Raw genomic sequence first — 19299 nt, forward strand, 5'->3', positions numbered from 1 at the left:
AGGACTCTCTTATTTCTGCATGATGTAAGGGGTCAGCACGATCATGGTCATGACCTTGCGCTTACCACCTTTTTGGTTGCCACCGAGCATCCACGAGTAACGACCAAACTTGGAGCCAATGTTAGCCGTGTTCTCTGTCCGCTCCAGGCCGGCAATCATCAGTGGCTGACCACTGTGTACCGCCACCAGGTTCTGGTATTTGTTGGTCGAACGGTTCGGGAGCTGGATCTTGCCCTGAGCCTCGGTACCGTATTCGTCAATCGAGTTGATACGCGAGGAGTCCACGGCAAAGGTCATCATCACGCGGCCATCGGACAGGATCCTTGGCAGGATCATCATCGAGAAGCCCTGACTGGTTTTGCCAGGCGTCAGCGAGGACTGCGGATTGACGTTTTGACCCTGGGTTACTGTGACCTGCGCCAGGTAACCGATTTCATCCATCTGCTGGAACGGCGTGGCCTGCCCGTTCATGGCGTAGATGGTGGATGAGGTCACCAGGCTGGCATTTTTGTTGGTGCGCAGCAGATCCAGAGTGGCCTCACCCTTGGAAAATTTGTTATCGGCGGCTTTGTCATTGGAACCTAGGCCGAAAGACAGCTTCTTGCCGTCCAGACCGATGTTCAGGTCGCCCTTCCAGTCGTACAGAGCCATGATGTTGGTATCAAAAGCGCCGTTCTCGTCCGAGGTAATCTCGTACACATCGGCTTTCACCGCAATTTGCTTGCTCGCAATGCCGTTGACGCCCTTGATGAAATCAGCGACACGAGCCTGTACCTGTGGCGTGTCCGTCACGGTAATGGTGCCCACAGCCTCGGCGTAAGCCACCTTGCCGCTGTCGCTCAGGATGGTCTGGAGCGATTTGTTCAACGCTTCCCAGGAACCATCCGGCTTGATCTCGCTCTTGGTGGTATGCACCGAGCTGCCGGTCTTGTCATCGCCAGACGCCAGGTCGGACTTCATTTCAGCCGAGAATTCGGTTTTGCCAGGCGTGATGTCGATGACATACGACTTGGTTTCGTTGCGCTTGATGACGATTTCGCCATATTCATAACGCCAGAACAGACCGGTTTTACCGGCAATCACGTCCAGCAGCTGAGCAACAGAACCCTTGTAATCAAGCGTCAGTTTGGTGTCCGAGCCAATACTGCCGGACGATCCCATCTGGCCGAAGACACTCGCTTCTGCCTCGCCAACGCTTGGCCCATTGTTTTCGGCCTTGCTGCTGGACTTGCTGCTCTCAGCGCTGCGAGATGTGTATTCGATGGCATCCTGGGTGAGAATGATCTTCAGCCCTAGATCCATGCTCAACATCGACACGAGATCGCCGACGGAAATCGGATCGAGCTGTTTGAACGCCACGTTGCGCTTGAGGATCGCCGGCGCATTGGCGGAATCCGAAACCTTGTAGGCCTCGCCACCCAGCCAGATGTCTTCAGATTCGACGACCGAACTCTTTTTCATCGTCGCGCTGTTTTTCATTTCCTTTTTGACGTTGCTCATGTCCCCACGAACAGTGTCATACGACTTGTCGACCACGGTGCTGCAACCACCGAGCATGGTCAAGGCGGAGAGGGCAACAAGGCTGGCTTTTTTCTTATTATTCATTTTCAGTACCTTGAGCCTTAAATGGAATCGTCAACGTTTGGGCGTTTGGCGTCCTGGGCCTTGTAGCCGGACTCCTCGATCACCACCACGTGGTTGCCGGTGTAGAACCGACCAATCAACGGTGTTTCACGGGACTGGGTGGCCGAAAGAACACGGTCAACCACACCACCTTCACCAGAGAACTGGCCTACCAGCGTTGCGCCATGGTCAATCGGGTAGTCGACAAGGGTGCGCGACCAATCAACATGCCAACCGGCTTTTTCACCCCACGCCTCCAGGTTCTCGCGCAACGAGGTACCTGCTTTCAACTGCCAGACGTTGGTGCCCGGCTGAACGAGTTTGGCGTTCATGCCCGGTGAGTAGGTGACGGCAATACGCTTGCCGGCCTCGTTGATGCCGATGGTCATGCCGTGGTTCTTGCCGATCTGGGACAGCGCTTCGCGCCAATCAGATGCGCCTTTCCAGGACACCTGACGATCTTCGGTTCCCGGTTCGAATACCACCGACCAGGAAGCGCGATCTGGAATAAGGTTCTGCATGGCCACACCCAGCGGCACACTTTTGCCGTACAGGGACGTATCCCGAGCTGGAGCCACCGGAGCCGGAGCTGGGGCAGCTGCAACAACAGAAGGGGCAGGGGTGGCCGGCACCGTCGAAACCGCCGATACCGCAGGCGCAACTTGCGGTTTGACCGCCAGCGGGGCTACATAAGGGCGAGGGGCCGGAGCGGGCGGAGTGCTTGGCTGCACAGCAGCGCGCAATACAGGTGAAATGTACAACTCTGCATTCGCGTATTGTGCGGACACCAGAGCAGCCAATGCGGCAGCCAGGATACTTACTTTGGGGGCCATTCGGTGATGTCCTCTTATTTTTATAGCCGTATAGTATTATGTAAATTGACAGAAACAAAGTTGAATTTTACATATCCAAGTTTCTTCGCCATGGAGATCGGATTTGTCGGTTATTTCCAACAAGCCATCGCCGGACAATTCTACCCATCATCATCACGTTCACCCCTTTACTTGATAGGTACCAAAGAAACACGACCATCACAAGGAAGATGTAAAACGTCCACATTCTTGGGTGCATCATCAGCAAAAGCAGGGGGTAGACGATCTGGGCGTCTATCGGCCCCAACCTGGCCCGACGTGTAATATAGTGCGCAGTCATCTCCGAATCCCCTGTGTATGGCAATTTGTATATAAAACTTCACGAAACTTCAGGCTGCACTTAACAAACCAACTTAATTGACGGCTTGTCACATGTTTGCCTTCCAGTCCGCCACCGAAGCCACTCATGCTTTCAGGTCTGCCTTCAAACTTGAGTAGTTCAATTCAATCATCTTCAGCGTGTCTTTACTGATAAGGCCGTCTTTGAACTTCTCCAATGCCGAAGCGACCATTGGCTTGCCGTGTGCATCCAGCAATCTAAAGGCCTCGCTGGGCAAATCGTTGGCGGAAAGCAGTCGGTCTTTATCGGCTTGGTCAAGTTTCAGAATTTCACGAAGAGCCGTGCGTTTGCCATCAACCGTCGGCACCAGCCGCTGAGCCATCACCAACGCCATCGGCTGTAAAACGTCGAGCTTGGCCTGGTTCTGCATGTTCCCAGGGTAGGTGTACACCAACCGCTGAAACGTCGAAGCCACATCGTTGGAGTGCACCGTTGAAAACACGACGTGGCCCGTCATTGCAGCCGTAAGCGCAGCCTGAACAGTCTCAAAGTCACGCGCCTCACCGACCAGAATCAGCTTTGGCGCCATCCGCAGAGAGTTCTTTACCCCGTGATAGAAACTCTTCAGGTTCAGACCTACCTGCAGCTGCGAGATGATGGACGACTGGGTGTCGATCTCGTCGTAGGTGAACTCGATAGGGTCTTCGATGGTGACCATCACGATGTTCTTACCAGGGCCCTCAACGCGCTCACGCAGGATCGAGGCCAACGCGGTGGACTTACCATGGCCGGTACCACCCACCATCAACACCAGGCCCTGTACGAGCTTACTGGTCACGTCGATGACATCTTTCTCGATCCCGTAAGCTTCCCAGTGCGGAGGCGCTGAGGGGATCGTCCGCATGGTCACGGTCAGGCTGTTACGGCTCGACCGCAAGCACCCGACGGCGTTTACCCTGAAACGATAACGGGGAATTACCAATCCCTCGGAGTCAGTCGGATCACCGAAAAACTCGTACGTCGTGTCGATAGGGGTCTGAGCCCCGAGCAACGACTGGGCGCTGGTGTTGTAGATAATCCCCAGCAGGTTCATCACCTCTGAGTCACTCAGGCGACGGCGGGTTAGCCGGTGAATTTGGCTATAGCGCGTCACGCAGACCTCACCGCTGCCCAGTAGGAACATGTCGGATGCACTGATCGCGACCATCTGCTTGAGCAATGCGTCGAGTGTCTGCGCGTTGTCCGCTCGCGCCGGAATAGGAATGGTAAAATCCTGTACGTCTGTCACGGTTGGCCTATTATTTTTATTGTGAGCCAAGCTTTCAGTGCTTTTGGCAATTATTGCCCATTGTTTATTGCACGCACCTCATCTGGGGTGCGATAGCCGGCGCGAGGGTCAAGATCCAATGGGATCCAGTCCTTGTCGTTGCCGTTGAATGCCGCAGGTGCCGTAATTGCGAACGTGCGCTGGTTCAGGTGCAGGTTGCTGCCCTGATTGACCTTGTTGCGGTACTGCGAAGCCACGTACGACGGAGTCAGCTGTTTGTTTTTCACCAGACGCAGGTACTTGACCATGCCGATGAAGTCGGTGCCCAGGTTACGCGTACGCGCCACCATTTCGGCGTTGGCCTGGAGAATCCCGGCTTCCCAACCTTCAGAGGCCCAATCAGACCACTGCTGTTGCTCCGCAGGCGTTTTTGGGAGCAAAGCCCCAACCGGTTTGGAGACGTCCACCGGCAGGTCAATCATCAGGTATTCACGCCAGTCGGGCGGGTTGGTAACCAGGCGCTCACGCTTGACGATCTGGTAGTATTTGCCTGACACCAGGATGCGATTGTTGTCATCCGAGTGGGAAGTAACGTCATCAGCCTCGACAATCACTGCCGGCAGGAAGTACAAGGATTTCTCACCAGGCGTAGCCAGGCGCATCAGATCCTTGAAGGCCCACATTTGGTCGAGCCACTGTGCTTCAGCCTGAAACTGGCGACGCAGCTGGTTCATGGTCTGGACGTAGGCATGCTGTGCCCCAGAGGCCATGGCGGCATCCCGCATAGCCTGCAGGCGCTTGTTGGTCACGTCGTCATCACCGCCCATGGCCATGCCAGGGGTGTAGTGCAACGTCTGCAACTCTTGCAGCGTCAATGCGCCAGACTGAACGCCTGGTACCACTTCAGCAAAGGCCGCCGAGGAGCCGAGCAGCAGCCCCATAGCAAGTGCTAATGGCTTAAGCATGGTCGACCTCACTTTTTGTACACAACGACCATACGAGGAGGGGTGGTTTGCTCATCAATCTCGATGCGAATCGCGCTCCCCGTTTGCGTACCCAGCTCCTTGAGCGCCTCATTGAGCGGCAGTTGATTCACGTTAATCGTGACCCACGGCTCGTTGGGTTGACGCTCACCTAAGGTGCGGAACTTGTAGCCGGCAACCTGCGCCAGCGCCATGGCAGCTTTGGTCGCCGGGCCGGTGTAGGAGAACTGGGAAATCTTCTCGAAACCAATAGGCACATGCACCGACTGGAATTCACGTTGAGCGATTTGCTCTTTACTCAGGCTTGGGGCAGCCGTGGCATCGGAAATTTTCGCTAGCAGGCGCAGTTCATCACGCGCCTCCACCGCCACAGCACGCATTTCCGTAATCGGGTCAGCTGGAGGCGTGACCAGAACGTTGGTCGCCCGAAGAGTTTGATTCGATGCACAGCCGGTCAAGGCAAGTGCTGCCGCAATAGATGACAGCAGGTAGCGGGATTTCATTATCTATTCTCACCTTGGAGAGTTTTTAACTCTCTCTCATCATTGCCGCAATATTATGGGAACAAAAACTATCCAGCAACCGGCATTTTGGCCGGGTCAATAAGTTTCCCATGTTCTTTGATCAAACGGTCGACCAACACGTCAAACATGTTTTGGTTTTCATCATTTGATTCCAGTGCCATCGAGTTATCCGCCAACATCTTTTGAATATCAGCTTTTGCCGACCCTTTAGGGTAGGCTGTGGAAAGAATCGCCAGCGCGTTGTTCAACCCGATCTTATCGGACATACGTTTACGCAACGAAACGTCCGTCGGGGTGGTTGAATAAGCCCAGATTTCGGTCGGGCCTAGCGTCAACCGCAGCACTTGCTCGATTTTCGGCGCCGTTTCACTGGTCAATTGACCGATATAAAGCATGCTCGAGCCTTCAGGGCCAGGGCCGGTCAACCAGCGGTTCATGTAACTGATGGCATCCTCGGACGGTGCAAACCGTGCTCGAATCTCTTGTAGGGACATTTCAGAAATACCCTTCGAGAGAATGATGATGTTATTCACCAGTTTGACCATGGAAGGGTCAAAGTCCTCGAGCAATTGCGACAACAGGGACACGTGCACGTCATACTTTCGACCTTCACGAATATCGATTGCCGCTTGCTTACGAACTGCCGGTACAGAACTAGTACGGTGGAATTCGTCCATGCAAAACTTTTTCGGCACGGCCTCATCGCGCTCGATGATTTTACGGTGATAGTTCTTGTACTCATCAGGGATGTCCGGAATCGTGTGAATCGCCTTGCGGTAGTAATCTTTTGAGATCAATTGCCGAGCGTAGAGGTACATCACTCCCGTTTTTTTCTCTGCCTGAGCCGAACCTTCACGAGCCACGCTCATGAGGTCGATGGCCACAATCCGGGCCTCACCCAGAGAGAACACCGTCGGCATCGACAGGATCGGGTAGTCGGTCACCGCCGAGTTAATCATGGTGTTCAGGAAGTCGATCAGACTTTCCTGGCCGTTATCGACCATAGAGGTGCCGTAAATGTCCTTGATCGAGCTGGCACGAGACAACACGCTGGTCGCATCACTGAGTGTCGGCACCGCGTAACGCTGCGCCAGCGACGCTTCGTTGGACAGGCCCTTGCGGTGCAGCTCGCGTACGACCGCCCACCAGCTGATGTTCGTGCGCAGCTTGATAGCGTGTTCTTCAATGGCCTGGTCAACCTTGGGATCCATGCCCGGTTCGTAGTAATTCGGATTGTTGTCCTCGGCGAAGTACTTGTACATCTCGTCGACGAGGGCTGACACCAGCTCAGGCAGACGGGAAGGGGCCTCGCGACCAGCTGGTGTACACAACAGGGTCATGATGTTAACCACAAACTCCCTGTCTACTGGCAAAGGCTTTTGACAGCCGAGGAGAGTGTCGAAGAAGTTCACCGCATACTTCGGATCCATCTCCAGCTTGAATGACTGCGCCAGGTGCTTCTGATTGGCCGGCAGGGCATCTCGCACCATGTCCACGAACATCGCCGAGGAGAAGCCGATGTCGACAATCCCAATGCGTGGCAAGATTTCGTTGCCGGGCTTTGTGATCAACCCCATGTTGGCTGCCGCGAGGTAGAAGGACTTACCAAAACCAGGCGGAGCGAACACGAGTTCCATGTTCGCGTTCTGCAGGTTGGAGCCGGGCAGATAAGGGAACACCTTTTCGTCGATGGTGCGGTACAGCATCGTGCCGTTTGCCCAAGGCGATACTGGCCGAGTCAACGGGGCCATGCCGAGCGCTTCGGTGACGGTAAACGGGATAGGTGTCGCGAGATGCTTGGCGGAGAAGCCCGGCAAGGTGTTAAACCATGCCTCAACCGGATCCCCGCGCTCTTCGATCACCTGCAGCTGACCCCAGGCTTCAACAGCTGAACGCAGTTTCGAACGGTTTCGGCGCGTTTCTTCCAGCGAGCGACCCCAGGTGGAAAAGGTGAGTTGCGCGCTGACCAGGGTGTTGTTTTGCGATGCCAGCAGAAGCATTTCAGCCGCGTCACGGATCAACGCGTTTTCACTTGAGGCGAAGGCCACAAAGGAAGCGAAGGTTTTGCGGCTCGAAATCATTTGCTGGATGCGTTTGTGGCCAGAATCGATCACCAGAGACATCTGGTAGGGGACGTTCCGGTCAATTGATGCAAATAAATCGGCGAACGGTTTCGGCTCCTGAGGACGTTGATCCACCATTATCGGCGCAATCACCCAGTCACCGATGTCCACCAAGGTGCTGTCAGCGGCGTGAACCTTGGGCTCACGCGTGAAGAGTTGGTGGCTGATCTCCGGCGCCAGCAGATGGGATACGTCGTTGGCCATCGGGACTTCTTCGACCAATCGTGCCGCCAAGACGTGATCGCCCGGTAGCATCGCCTTCCAGCGATCACTGACGTCGAATTGAGTGATCTGCTTGCGGATCGTGTGCAAGAACTGGTGCACGGTCATTTCGGATACCGAAATGCGCTCTTGCAGCTTGCCGATGATCTGGGTTGTGAAACCTGAGTGAATCATTTCCAGGCCAGGCATCTCAATGTTCGAGGACTGGGCCATGGCGCCTGACTTCAAACCACCATTCTTCAGGCTGTTCGTCGCTCGAACTTTTGTTTCCTGCTTAAGGATGTCCGGGTGCAGGGCAGTAGGGTAGGTGGTGATCACCAGGTGACAGGTTTCAAGCACCGTCTTGCGTTCGAGCAACTCGCCGCGCTCGAGCAGCATCCCCTCAAGGTCGAGGTTCAGCTTTTGCATGGTCTTGATCGCACCGCTGATCGAGCTCCGCAGGGCCTCCTTGGAGTTGAGCGGGTCGCGCCTGAAGATGAACTGCAGTCGATGTCCAGGACGCTCCAGCGCAGCAGAGTAGCCTTCCACCAGCGATTGCAGCTGAGACAGAAACGCATCATCACCTACGATGCCAAAAGTGCCCTTGATCTCATAGATGCTCATCAAGCCGCCATCGCGAGTCACCAGGTTGTGACTCTGATTGGTTGCCGGGTTGATAAGGCCGGAAGCGGTCTCGATCTGGCAATAATCCATGACATTGGTTTTGAAAATTTTGGCAATGAAGCTAGAGAACGTATAACCGATGCTCATTGGGAACCCCCCTGGGATGCCACGACGTTTAGGGACTTGCTCAACAGCTCAGCGACAAGCTTTGCCCTCATCTGAGGGTCAAGCGCGACATCTGCGGGGAAGTCTGAAATGGAATCGAATTCGGCCAACGCTGTCAGCGCCTGCGCGTTGGCCTTCAGCGTTTTGATCAGCATGAAACTGGTGCTGGCTTGGCAACCACGTTGGAGGGCCACAAAAGCCTCGTTAAAACTATGCATCGCTCAACTCCTTGGCTAACGGCGGCACCATACCCAGTTCCAGGGCAAGTTCACTGGCTCGATCACGCTGACCTTCGTTGATGAGTAACACCACCCGCCCAGAGCTGTAGGAACCCACCACGAAGCCGGCGTTGTGGAACGCAGCAGCCATCCGCCCGCACGCTGCTCGGTCGTAGGCCCTCACGTAAGCCCCCAGAGCCGTACTGCGCTTGTTTACCGGCGAGGCCAGCGCGACGTACAGGTTTTCGAACAACAGCCCTTCAGCGAGCCCAAAGCCCGTCGCCTGGCAATATTCAGGGAGATGTTCGCGAATCGTGCCCGCCGTGGTACTCATCGATTCGTAAATCGTCACCACGGAGTACTCGAGCAACTCCAGCAGCTCAGGCCAAGTGACCCATACACGGGGCTCACGCGAGCCGGCGCCGAACGAGGCAAAAGCCCGGTGTGAAGGTTCATGGCTCTTCACAGAAATGCGAAAGAACGTCGCTCTGGCATTATTGCGGAAATAATCCCCGAGCTTTTTGATGAAGGTGTCCGTCAGCTGCAGCTTCTTGCCATCGCGGGTACCACAGGTGAACTCGCGGTCAATGTTGTCGCGCTTCCAAACATTGCCCACCGGGTAAACCCGTGAAATGAGCCACTGGCCGTAGGCATCGCGTGGAAATCCGAACGACACCGGGCTGCTCCTGTCAGGTCGCTTGACCCCGGACATGGCCTGGTTTTCTTGTGTCGCGTGATCAATCACCAGCTGAATGGCGCTCGGATCAATGCCTTGCACCGGCTCATGCATGCCTGGCACGTGCAAGCGAGAGCTCAGCGCCTGGTGATAGCGGTAGTTGAAGTTGGTCGGATCAACTCCAAAGCCGTTCATCCCAGCTTGCGCGGTACGGGTGAACAGCTTCGATAGAAATTCGGCGAGGTGCTTGTGATCAGTAATCCCCAGTTCCGCTTGCAGAAGACGAATACTGGTGCGGAAGTATTGATCCTGAGTCATATGCCGCAGGCGCAAAAAGTTGAGTTCCTTGAAGATCGGGAACTCTAGGTTGGTGACCCACAGAGTGTCAGTGCTCAGTTCATGATGACCGGCCACGTACATTGCGGGACTACCATCGACCGACGAATAACCCGCTCTGGGGGCTTTCGGGTCATCGAAGATACACACACCTATTATTATTTTTTTCATGTGTAGTCGGACGCTGATCATCCATTGTCCGATCCTCCAATTTGAGGCCAACAATTCTCCATCTAAGCGGAGTCATGATCTTGGCGAATCTTATACAGTTTCAGTCCACTGCGCAAACTTCTCTTCGGCCTTCTTTATCCAGTCGTTCGGGCCAAATTGCTTAGTCTCTTTTACCCAAACAGCAATATGCCCCGCATATGCTGATTTTTTTGGTAGCAAATAGACACCTTGTAACGACACATCGCGATTGGCATAAGCCTCTTCGCTTAAAGTTGACATAAAGTCACCAATAACGCTTGGATTGGTTGTACCAATGTGATGCGTGGCCAATATCTCAGCTCGCTCTAAACGCGAAAGCAATTGAGCGGCAGTACTTTTCAAATCACCTTTGGAAAGTTCTTCAGCAATCCACAACGTGCGCACCAGTTGATTGAGTCCACCCTGGTCAATTGGATGACCTTCGAGGTAGATCAGGCTACCTCGATTCTTGGTACCGGCAAACGCAATATGATGCGCCATGTGGCACAACACACAGGCCGTGATCAGGTTCTCGACCTTGTGGTCATCGTGGTCATCGTTGGCATGGTGGGTTTCGTTCTTTTCACTGCGAAAGCCGCAAAACCGGCACGTGTAGTCATCACGCTTAAGGGCTTGCAGACGGGCCGAGCGGTACACGGCGTCAGAACCAGGAGGGGAGGGTTCGTCGGAGCGGAACGCCCCACGCTTCACGGACAAACGAATGGGCAGTAGTTTCACGGTCATCACCTTGTATGAAAAAAGGGTGGCATGAGCCACCCTTTTTTAATCACCGACTTATGTGAGGTCGGTACCTTGCGATTTGGTTACCGCCTCGTCACCTTTACCCGTTGCGACGGATTCAGTGAAAAGGCCGAGCAGCCAAGGGATGATCATCAGACCGGTACCTACCAGCATCGCAATGATACCGGTTTTGAGGTGACCTTGACCTTGCTGCTTGTTGTCCTTATAGAAGTAGAACAAGCCAGCGGCGAACATGAAGAAGCCGACCACGCCGAGGACGAGCTTACCGATGCCCAGGATAGCGTTGAGTTGGATTTTCCACTTCGAACCGACAATGGTGAGGTCTGATGCAGCGCTGGCATCACCAACGAACATAGCGAGGCACGCACCCACGGCAACTGCCGTAATCAATGAAGCATGCTTTTTCGAGATGTACATAAAAGCCCCTTTTTGTTGTTATTTTTATAAAGGTCTTTGAAGAACTTTAGGTATAACTTAAAGCAAAGAATTGACATTGGCAAGTGGCGTGAAAACATTTTTCTTGCTTTCACGCCACTTAACTGAATCAGTAAACAGATTCGATCACGAAATTACCGACTTTCAAGTTACCGTCGGAATCCAGGCCGTCAACAACACCGACACCTTGAACGTTTTCACCAACTTTAAAGGTCTTGAAATCGCCACTGTTGGTGACAACACCAAACGACTTGTCATTTTCATTGCCATATACCGCATTCAGTGTGTAGTTCTTCAGCACACTGGTTTTGACAACTTTTGGCTTGTCCTTCACGGGTTTGGCCGGCGCTTCACGCTTGGACTCGGCTTCACGCTTGGATTCGACCTTTTTTGGTTCCGGCTGCGGCTTAGCTTGAGCTGCACGCTTCGCCTCGGAGTAATCCTCCGCCACCGTGTCGATGTAGTACTTATCACCAATGATCAGCAACTTGCCGTTTTCCAACACTTCGTTAACACGGTACTGGCCCTTCGGTGTATTGATCTTCTCACCCTCGAACATGGTGAAGACACGACCATTGCTGACCTTTTTAACCACGACCATATGGCCCGACGCCGTCGAATCGACAACCTGCAGACCAGGTACACGAACGCGGCCCTCGACTTTAGGGTTCGAGTTAGCCGCAACCGCCTTGGCAGGCTCGCTATCGGCCTTAGCACCCTCGGGGGTGGCTACCGACGCAGCGTCAGGCTTGGTGCTTTCCAGTTTGTCATTGAGAGCTTTGACCTGCTCGCCCAGGAGGATCTCTGTTTCACCGTTCTTTTCCACCACGGCAGACAATCGAGCCAGGGCTTGATTGATCGCGGTGACGTTTTTCGCCATCTCATCAGCAGAAGCCTGCTGTTCCTCAACACGCTTTTTCAGCGCATCGTGCTCGGCCAGCAATTCCGGACTGATCGCCGCACCCACCACTGGAGCCGGGGCCGTGGTCGGTACCTGAGAGAGGGTAGGGGTAGGAGCGACAACAGGCTCACCCCCAGGCTGCGTCATGTTCAGCACCTGAGCAGCAGTCTTCGGTGCGTTCACCGGCGCGACATTGTGAATCACTTCACGCGCTTCACCGGCAACGGTGATGTCAGCAGCAGCGCCGAAATCAACTTCGCCGGCTGGCACTTCAGATTTTGTGTTAGCGACTGGACTGGAAACCGGATCGGCTTCTGCACCAGAGTTCTGGCTGACGCGATAACCAGCGACACCGATACCGACAACGCCCAGGGTCGCGAGGCCCATGACAGCGATGCCAAACGGGGATTTCATAAACGGCTTTGGTTGGCCGGCCTGAGCTGGAACCTGGCTGTCGAGTGCGGCATCAGCATCGTGCTCAGGTTCAAAGCCCTGGGTGTCCGCGTCAGTATCATCAAAATCGGTCGTTGACTGGTCATCATCAGCATTGTGACCGTCAGAGAAACCATCTTGATAATCTGTATCGCTGGTGAAGCTCGAAGAGTCGTCGCCGGCGAAACCTTCATCATCAGCAAACGGGTCTTGTTCTACATTCTTAGCCATAACCTGCTCCGGCACTCTTGTCAATTTATAGATATTAATCTTGTTTGGGAGTCAACACAACGAGGCAGTTTTACCTGCCCCGTCGGCCTTAGCGTTGGGTTGGCTTATCCAAGTCCAGCTCCTGCATAAACATGATAATAATGCTTTTGTTCGGCTCGACCGTAACCGTTGGCGGTCGATCAAATTCTTTGGCATAAATCGGCGACATCTTCTTACCGATTTCACCAATACCAACTTTGATCTGCGCGCCGGTATCCGGCAAGGGATCCTTCCTCGACGACGAGGATCCGTCAGTATTTGTGATCGTCTGCGTACCTGACAAGGCGTCTGCATAACCTTCAACAAAGGCCGCCGCAAACAGCTTCGAGTAACGTTCAAAGGTGTGATTGTCCACCCCGTCCGCCAGCACTGACCGGTAAGTGTCGACATCGAGTGCAACAGCGTTGATCGAGTAACTTCTGCCGTTCAAACTCATGCTGGTGAACGTAAGCTGGGCTTTCTCACCCACACGTTTCGGCTCGCCGGTTAAAACCGCGCCTTCCAGGCGACCTTTTTCAACGGTCACAGCGCGAATAGGGCTGATCTCATCAGTGTTTACGCCAATTTGCAGCACGGAATACACCGTAGAACCAACAGGAACGGTGCCGACGACGGTAGTCTTCTTCATTGCCGCCTTGGCAATCCGTTCGCTAGGGTAATCCGGAACGTTTTCAACCTCAGATTCTTCTTCTGTCACCTCGTCAGCATCGACGTTGCGACTGGAGCCTTTTTGCAAGGAACGCTGAGAAGCGCCCTGGGCAGTAATCTTACCGTTGCCACCACCCGACTGAGTAGCATTCCCGCTCAGGTATTGCTCATAACCAGTACCACTGGATGAACTTCCTGTATTAGCAGAACTGCGACCAGACGCCGACGAAGCCTTGCTTGTGGCGTCTGTGCTTGACTCGTAGTTCGGTACGGGAAGCGTCCTCGAAGGTTTCAGAGTACCCATCATTGTCGCCAACGCCACATCATAGTCGGCAGTCATGGCGCGTTCGCTATCGACAAAGGCCTTCCAAGGGTTTTCCTGGATGGGTGTCGAACCACCACGAGCCTGTCGCTCACGATCCTGCGCTTGCTGGATCTGAACACGCTCCTGCCTCAGCTTTGCCAGCTGGTCTGGCTCCTCAACCTTTGGAGCTTCGGCTTTAACCACTGGGGCACTTTTTGGGGGATCCAGACGTAAACGAACCTCGTCAACGTGGCTGGTATCGCCCTTAACTGCCTCTTGGGCGCGCTTCTCTTCATCTTTTCGGTACAACTGCCCCACGGTCGTGTTTTCGCCAAAACGAACGACCTCAGTCGGCTTGTCGCGACCGATCTGCTCTTTTGACGGTGGCAGGTTGAGGTTCGCACCACCCGCGCTGCCCCCCTGTTCACCCGAGCTACCCAGGCGAAGCACAGTAAAGCCAACCGCTACGATGACACTCAATACCGCCAAACCGATCATCAAACGCGTTTTAACCGGAATCTTGCGAAGGTTGTCAATTGCACTCATTTATTGTTTTTCCTTATCGAAAACGCTTCGCGCATGACGAATTTCGGTCGAGTACACCCGCTCAATAGTGCCGGTTTTACGCTCACCATTGACCGATACCGTGATCATTGGGGTTGGTGTCACCTTGTAGAGGAAGCGCCCGGTTGGGCTGACCGAACTGCTCAGTGGGGGAGGGAGTAGCAGGCGACCCGGCAACGACAAGTACAGGAAGCTACCGTCGTACCACGACTCCGCATTGACGATACCCTCTACACGCAGAGGTTTAGACCCCGTCGGAATGTTCCCACCCTGCAGCTTAACCAGCTCAGGCGAAACGTTTTCGATCTCGTTTTGATAGATAGGCATGATCTCGGCTTTCGGCCCCAGGCGCGGCAAGGTCACCGTCATTCGCCCGTCCACAGTTGACGCGGTACCCTTAAGCAGGATCGGGATCGAAGCCGGCAACCCCTCAAGTACCACCGAAGCGTTGGACTCCTTGTAGGCGCGATTAAGCGAGAAGGACGCAATATGCCGATCCTCTCCCATTACACGCTTCGTAAAGGATTCGCTGTCACCCACCACACCATCTTTGCGAATCGGCCAGGGCTTGCCAGACGAATCGTAGAACTCAATCTGGGCCGAGTAACCCGGTGCCACAGATATGGATAACGGTTGATTGGAGTCAGGGTTGTACGTAACGTTGCGGATTCGGAACGCAGTGTCGCCATTGACCGGCTCATTTACGGCTTTCTCGGTCTTTGCCAGGCGCTTGCGTAGTTCACTGATTTCGGAGGGCTCGAGTGGCATTTCTTTGCGATAAATCTTCTCCTTGATCTTCGCAACCTCATTACCCTGCAGCATCTTGCGAAGGTCTTTTAATTGATCTTCCTCGTACAACGTACCCGTCAGAGCGCTGCGTTTCGCTGCCGCCATGTTCTTGTCCCAATCGACAAGCTCTTTGGGATCAATTTTCTGCTCTTGCTCAGGCCGTTCAGCTGCCGCAGCCCCCAACGCCTTATCGAAAGTATCGGCAGCATGCGAGAGCGTCCCAGAAAGGGCTAAAGCCATCGCAATCACCAGCGGCGACTTGCGCATTTAGTTGATCTCCGAACTGTACATGCAGAATTGCGGTCAATTTACATCAATCGTTTATGAAAATAAAGCTAATAACCACCCTCGCAAGGCGAGGGTATATTGACAAACACACTTCATTACTAGCGATTTGTCATCACGATTTTTGCAATACCGAGGCCTTCCACATTATCAAGAACCGAACGGCGCTCAATTACGACAGTGAACCTGACCTTTTTCGAATACTCTTTACTCTGGGTACGGAACGTCAAAACAGCATCCGCCTGGAAGTTCCAGGAGTAAACCGTTGACCCAGGTGCATAACCCTCGCCGATCTTGATCGGCGTGTGATCAAGGGTCAGATTCATGATCATTTTGCCATCTTTAACAACATCCATATGCCCGGATTCTTTCATTTCACGCAAAAACTGGTCAGCACCGTTTTTGGTGAACCAATGCTGAGTTGTATAATTCAGCCGGTTATTAATATCGGTGAAGTTAAAGCTGAACGTGTCGACCAGTGCATCTTGCATCCACTGTGCAACAACTTGCGGCTTCTGATTCGGCTGAGACAGTGGAATCAGATTGATTAAGGAGCCGTTGCTGTCGGTCGCGATGTAGACCCGCTCGTTTTTTGCGGAGATGCCCGAATAGGCAATCATCACCTGGGCAAAAACACCGACAATGGACACGATGGCCGCGACATACATCTTTTTGTTCCCGTCGCGGTAATATTCGTTGCGGTGGTTCACCACCTCAAGACCCTTCTTGACCTGGGCCGTCTTGATAGAAGTGGATTGGGGCTTCGGAGCCGGAGCGCCGGGTTTCTTGGCGACTGCGTCGCTCTTATTATTGGTCACGATGGGTTATTCCTTGGGTAACGGGGTTTTCTCGATGACGCGACCGTCCTGGGTAGTCACGAAGACAGTAGGGGCGGGAAGCGCTGAGTACGTGATCGACCCAATCAACAGAAAGACAGTGCCAAAAACAACGCTGACGAAGATCAGATTGAGGCTCATGCGAAAGCGATTGCGCACTGCATCAAAATTCGGCTCGGTCTCTATGGCTTCGCCGACTTCCTCATTCATTTCTGTGAGCAACCGTTCTGTCAGTTCTTTCCGCTGGTCAGCGTTAGCGCCAGCAAACAGTGACGGGGAATTGGGCTTCGGTATTTCCACAACAAGACCCTTTCTTATTATTTTCTAGGAAGAATAACATCAATTATTGACAAACTGAAATTCGCTATCGTCCTGAGCCGATACGCTTTATTTATAAAAGGCTTTGCAGTTTCCGCACATTAATCTGCGCTAGGCGGGAATCCACTCCAGACGAGTGCTAACGGATAATACGTTCACAGTCCCGCACTGCGGAATAAGCCAAGAACGGCAGGTGGGCTTTGCATGAACTGACCATTTCCATTTCTAGCTGAAACAAGGCGGCCTCTATTAGTAGTCAACCAACAGAAAATTTCCAGATCGTCGGAGTAGGGGAAGCGGGTGATTAATAATTAACTATTTTAGTTAATTTAACTCGGAGGGTGCTCCAGCGAAATATACTCTTAGCGTACCTGCACAGACCGATGCAGTGACTCAGCAACATAGAGTGTGAATTGGCAAACAGCTGGAGCGAGTTCTGATGCACCACGAAAGTGCAACCAAAATCGGGGCACGCAGCCCCAACGAGTAAATATTTGCCGTAAATTGTCGTGCGCTACGCCAAATCTGGCTCACTATTGGCCAATTCAGGCCAGGATTACGCCAGAAATGGCACAGTCACATCCAGAGGTTTTCAAACGCCGCATTTGTTGGGATGTTTCTCCAGGCCGTGACCCTTATTTTATTTATAATTCTATAATTTCTACAATAATTATAAGACTTGTAATCTACCCAGCACTTTCAAGGGCATCAAGTCGACATTTGAGCGCTAATTCGATGGCCTGAGTGATTCCATGGGCTTTTATGGGAAATCTCTGGCGTTTGGGTTTGCTTTCAACCTGAAAACTGGCCACAACATAGAGCAATCTTCCCCTGTGATACCCATAAGCAAGACCAGGGGGTAAATCTGGCAGTACTTCACCGGTGTCTGGGTCTTTATGCTCTGTCACAGGCCCTCGTCGACTCAGTTGATGCACCTTCTCCAACACAGGTATCCCATAAAGGCGCAGGTGTTCAGCATCTCGCCAATGAACTGCAGCAGCCATGGCATGACCGAGGGTAGGGTAGCTTCGGATGGGGAAGTGTCGCAGGTGAGGTTCACCACCACGCTCGATCTTGACCCTCACCGAACCTTCGCAGATCGTGATGTACTTGTATTTGATCCGGGGATCTTTCCATCCGTCACTCAGAGCCATTGCCACCTCTCAAGAGCGAAAGTGCGCTCATCATCAGATCGTGGTAACCCAGACCACCACCCAGCTCCAACAATTTGTCCTTGCCCACCAGGATCGAAGGGACACCTTCGAGACCAATAGCTTGAGTCAACTTACGAGACTCGGAAATTTTGGTGTCGATGGCCGGCGTGTAAAGCTGGCTGATGACTTGATCGGCTGTCGAACGGAACAACGGGTTGGTTTCACGCTCCTTTTCCAGCACACCCGACATCAGTAACTCTTTGAGAGATTCGAGATCCGTTGGGCGGTCTTTAACGTATCGCTTCATGACGCGATAGTGACCAGCCTCGCTGAAACCCAACTGCTGAAGCGAGTAGTACACCCGAGCATCGAGTTCCCAAGAACTGTCCAAAACCGCAGGCACCCTGGTGAAAATTGCCGTGTGGCCTGCCGGCGTCACGGAGGAGCTAGCCGTTCCGGAGAAGTCGATTTGTCTGAATTCCTCCTCCAGCTTCAGACAGTGTGGGCAGCCGTACCAGAAGAACAGTACAGCGTCCGCACCGGCCTGAGCCGGTGCGACGCTGCGATAGGGAGGGGTGTATGTCGAAGATGAAGTTGAGTGTGCGTGTGAAGCGGCATTTGAACCAACCCTTGCCAGGGCGAGTAACCCACCGCCGAGAATCATAAGCGCAAGACCCGCAACCATTAATCTCTTACCGCGATTCATGCTCAAATTTTAGTCTCCGTAAAGAACGATGAAGCCTACCCAATTGTGTTCTGTCTGACAATGGCACCTCCTGTAAACACTTGATGTTCAAGCGATATGAACGCAAAAGGAGTGTAGATCATCATGCTAAAGATGCAGGGAAATCGCTGAACCAGGTGTCCGCCAATGTAGGAGGTCGAACAGGTGAGGGCTGCGGCGGTGTGCCGGCAACGCCAGCCTCGGGCTTAGCCCAGCCAGCGTCCGACTCCAAACGCGTCTGTAGGGCTTTCCAGACCATCCAACAATGCGTGACATGAATGCTCTTGATCCACCATCCGGCGCGGAGCGCGGCTTGCCTTTGATGTGCCTTCGGCGCGGAGCGCGGCTGGTTTTTGATCTGGGTTCGGCGCGGAGCGCGGCTTGCCTTAGACGTTGCTTTCGGCGCCTTGGCGCGGCTTTTCTACTCCAAGACAAATGCGAGGAGTTCCCATTTTCAAACTAAAGGGAGGAAGAGCTCGGCGGCGGGGGCTTCCTGGTGGGCTACCAGGCCGCTAAAACCACAAGATGTAGTGCATTGACAGCGTGCAAAACCACCATATGTGGGTGGCTGCTCAAAAAATGAGCAGCGCGAACATGGTTTGGGATCAAAAACCAAGCAGCAGCCTAAAGGCTGCAAATAAACCGATCTGGTCTCGGCCCTCCAGCCCACCACCCGATCTTGCGTCCCCTTTCCTTCATCTTCATTTGGCTAGATCAAGATCAAGAACAAAACATCGCATGCCCGAAGGGCACAGTGGATCTCAGTATCGCAGTACAGTGTGAACCAGGTTGGGGA

18 protein-coding genes are annotated in these 19299 nt (G+C 53.6%); all 18 read right to left on the reverse strand.

Translation table 11 applies throughout. From position 1 onward, the window contains the following. Window positions 1–9 precede the first annotated feature (9 nt). Window positions 10–1605: a secretin GspD/PilQ domain-containing protein gene (locus NQL71_RS33470; protein WP_274643890.1), complete on the reverse strand. Its 1596-nt coding sequence runs from the start codon at window positions 1603–1605 to the stop codon at window positions 10–12. Between the two features lie 17 nt (window positions 1606–1622). After that, window positions 1623–2456 (reverse strand): TcpQ domain-containing protein, encoded by an 834-nt coding sequence (locus NQL71_RS33475; RefSeq protein ID WP_274643891.1) that lies wholly within the window; start codon window positions 2454–2456, stop codon window positions 1623–1625. Between the two features lie 67 nt (window positions 2457–2523). Then, entirely contained in the window at window positions 2524–2775 is a 252-nt protein-coding gene (icmT, locus tag NQL71_RS33480) for an IcmT/TraK family protein (RefSeq protein WP_274643892.1), read from the reverse strand. A gap of 124 nt (window positions 2776–2899) precedes the next feature. Beyond that, complete coding sequence (locus NQL71_RS33485; RefSeq protein ID WP_274643893.1) at window positions 2900–4093, reverse strand: type IV pilus twitching motility protein PilT; 1194 nt, start codon at window positions 4091–4093, stop codon at window positions 2900–2902. A 20-nt stretch (window positions 4094–4113) separates the two neighbouring features. Next, a complete protein-coding gene (locus NQL71_RS33490; protein ID WP_274643894.1) occupies window positions 4114–5007 on the reverse strand; it encodes a type IV secretory system conjugative DNA transfer family protein in 894 nt (297 codons plus the stop codon). 8 nt (window positions 5008–5015) lie between these two features. Then, complete coding sequence (locus NQL71_RS33495) at window positions 5016–5528, reverse strand: DotD/TraH family lipoprotein (RefSeq protein WP_116262820.1); 513 nt, start codon at window positions 5526–5528, stop codon at window positions 5016–5018. A gap of 68 nt (window positions 5529–5596) precedes the next feature. Beyond that, window positions 5597–8644, reverse strand: a complete 3048-nt coding sequence (locus NQL71_RS33500; protein WP_274643895.1) for a putative type IV secretion/conjugal transfer ATPase — start codon at window positions 8642–8644, stop codon at window positions 5597–5599. Beyond that, window positions 8641–8880, reverse strand: coding sequence for a hypothetical protein (locus NQL71_RS33505; protein ID WP_274643896.1), 240 nt, complete (start codon window positions 8878–8880; stop codon window positions 8641–8643). The genes NQL71_RS33500 and NQL71_RS33505 overlap by 4 nt, the downstream gene beginning before the upstream one ends. Then, window positions 8873–10063, reverse strand: coding sequence for a hypothetical protein (locus NQL71_RS33510; RefSeq protein WP_274643897.1), 1191 nt, complete (start codon window positions 10061–10063; stop codon window positions 8873–8875). Before NQL71_RS33510 ends, NQL71_RS33505 begins: the two co-directional genes overlap by 8 nt. Window positions 10064–10153: 90 nt before the next feature. Beyond that, window positions 10154–10819, reverse strand: a complete 666-nt coding sequence (locus NQL71_RS33515) for an HNH endonuclease (RefSeq protein ID WP_274643898.1) — start codon at window positions 10817–10819, stop codon at window positions 10154–10156. Window positions 10820–10876: 57 nt separating this feature from the next. Further along, window positions 10877–11260, reverse strand: coding sequence for a hypothetical protein (locus tag NQL71_RS33520; protein ID WP_274643899.1), 384 nt, complete (start codon window positions 11258–11260; stop codon window positions 10877–10879). A 127-nt stretch (window positions 11261–11387) separates the two neighbouring features. Continuing rightward, window positions 11388–12842, reverse strand: coding sequence for a hypothetical protein (locus NQL71_RS33525; RefSeq protein ID WP_274643900.1), 1455 nt, complete (start codon window positions 12840–12842; stop codon window positions 11388–11390). An 88-nt stretch (window positions 12843–12930) separates the two neighbouring features. Next, window positions 12931–14379, reverse strand: coding sequence for a DotG/IcmE/VirB10 family type IV secretion system protein (locus NQL71_RS33530; RefSeq protein WP_274643901.1), 1449 nt, complete (start codon window positions 14377–14379; stop codon window positions 12931–12933). Then, a complete protein-coding gene (locus tag NQL71_RS33535; protein WP_274643902.1) occupies window positions 14380–15453 on the reverse strand; it encodes a DotH/IcmK family type IV secretion protein in 1074 nt (357 codons plus the stop codon). A gap of 119 nt (window positions 15454–15572) precedes the next feature. Continuing rightward, window positions 15573–16289, reverse strand: a complete 717-nt coding sequence (locus NQL71_RS33540; RefSeq protein ID WP_274643903.1) for a DotI/IcmL family type IV secretion protein — start codon at window positions 16287–16289, stop codon at window positions 15573–15575. A 6-nt stretch (window positions 16290–16295) separates the two neighbouring features. Next, complete coding sequence (locus NQL71_RS33545) at window positions 16296–16607, reverse strand: hypothetical protein (protein WP_274643904.1); 312 nt, start codon at window positions 16605–16607, stop codon at window positions 16296–16298. A gap of 704 nt (window positions 16608–17311) precedes the next feature. Beyond that, complete coding sequence (locus tag NQL71_RS33550) at window positions 17312–17779, reverse strand: hypothetical protein (protein ID WP_274643905.1); 468 nt, start codon at window positions 17777–17779, stop codon at window positions 17312–17314. Beyond that, entirely contained in the window at window positions 17766–18491 is a 726-nt protein-coding gene (locus tag NQL71_RS33555) for a thioredoxin domain-containing protein (RefSeq protein WP_274643906.1), read from the reverse strand. The genes NQL71_RS33550 and NQL71_RS33555 overlap by 14 nt, the downstream gene beginning before the upstream one ends. Window positions 18492–19299 lie beyond the last annotated feature (808 nt).

Origin of the sequence: Pseudomonas serbica (assembly GCF_028823535.1) — a bacterium.
In the GTDB taxonomy this organism is placed as follows: Bacteria; Pseudomonadota; Gammaproteobacteria; order Pseudomonadales; family Pseudomonadaceae; genus Aquipseudomonas; species Aquipseudomonas serbica.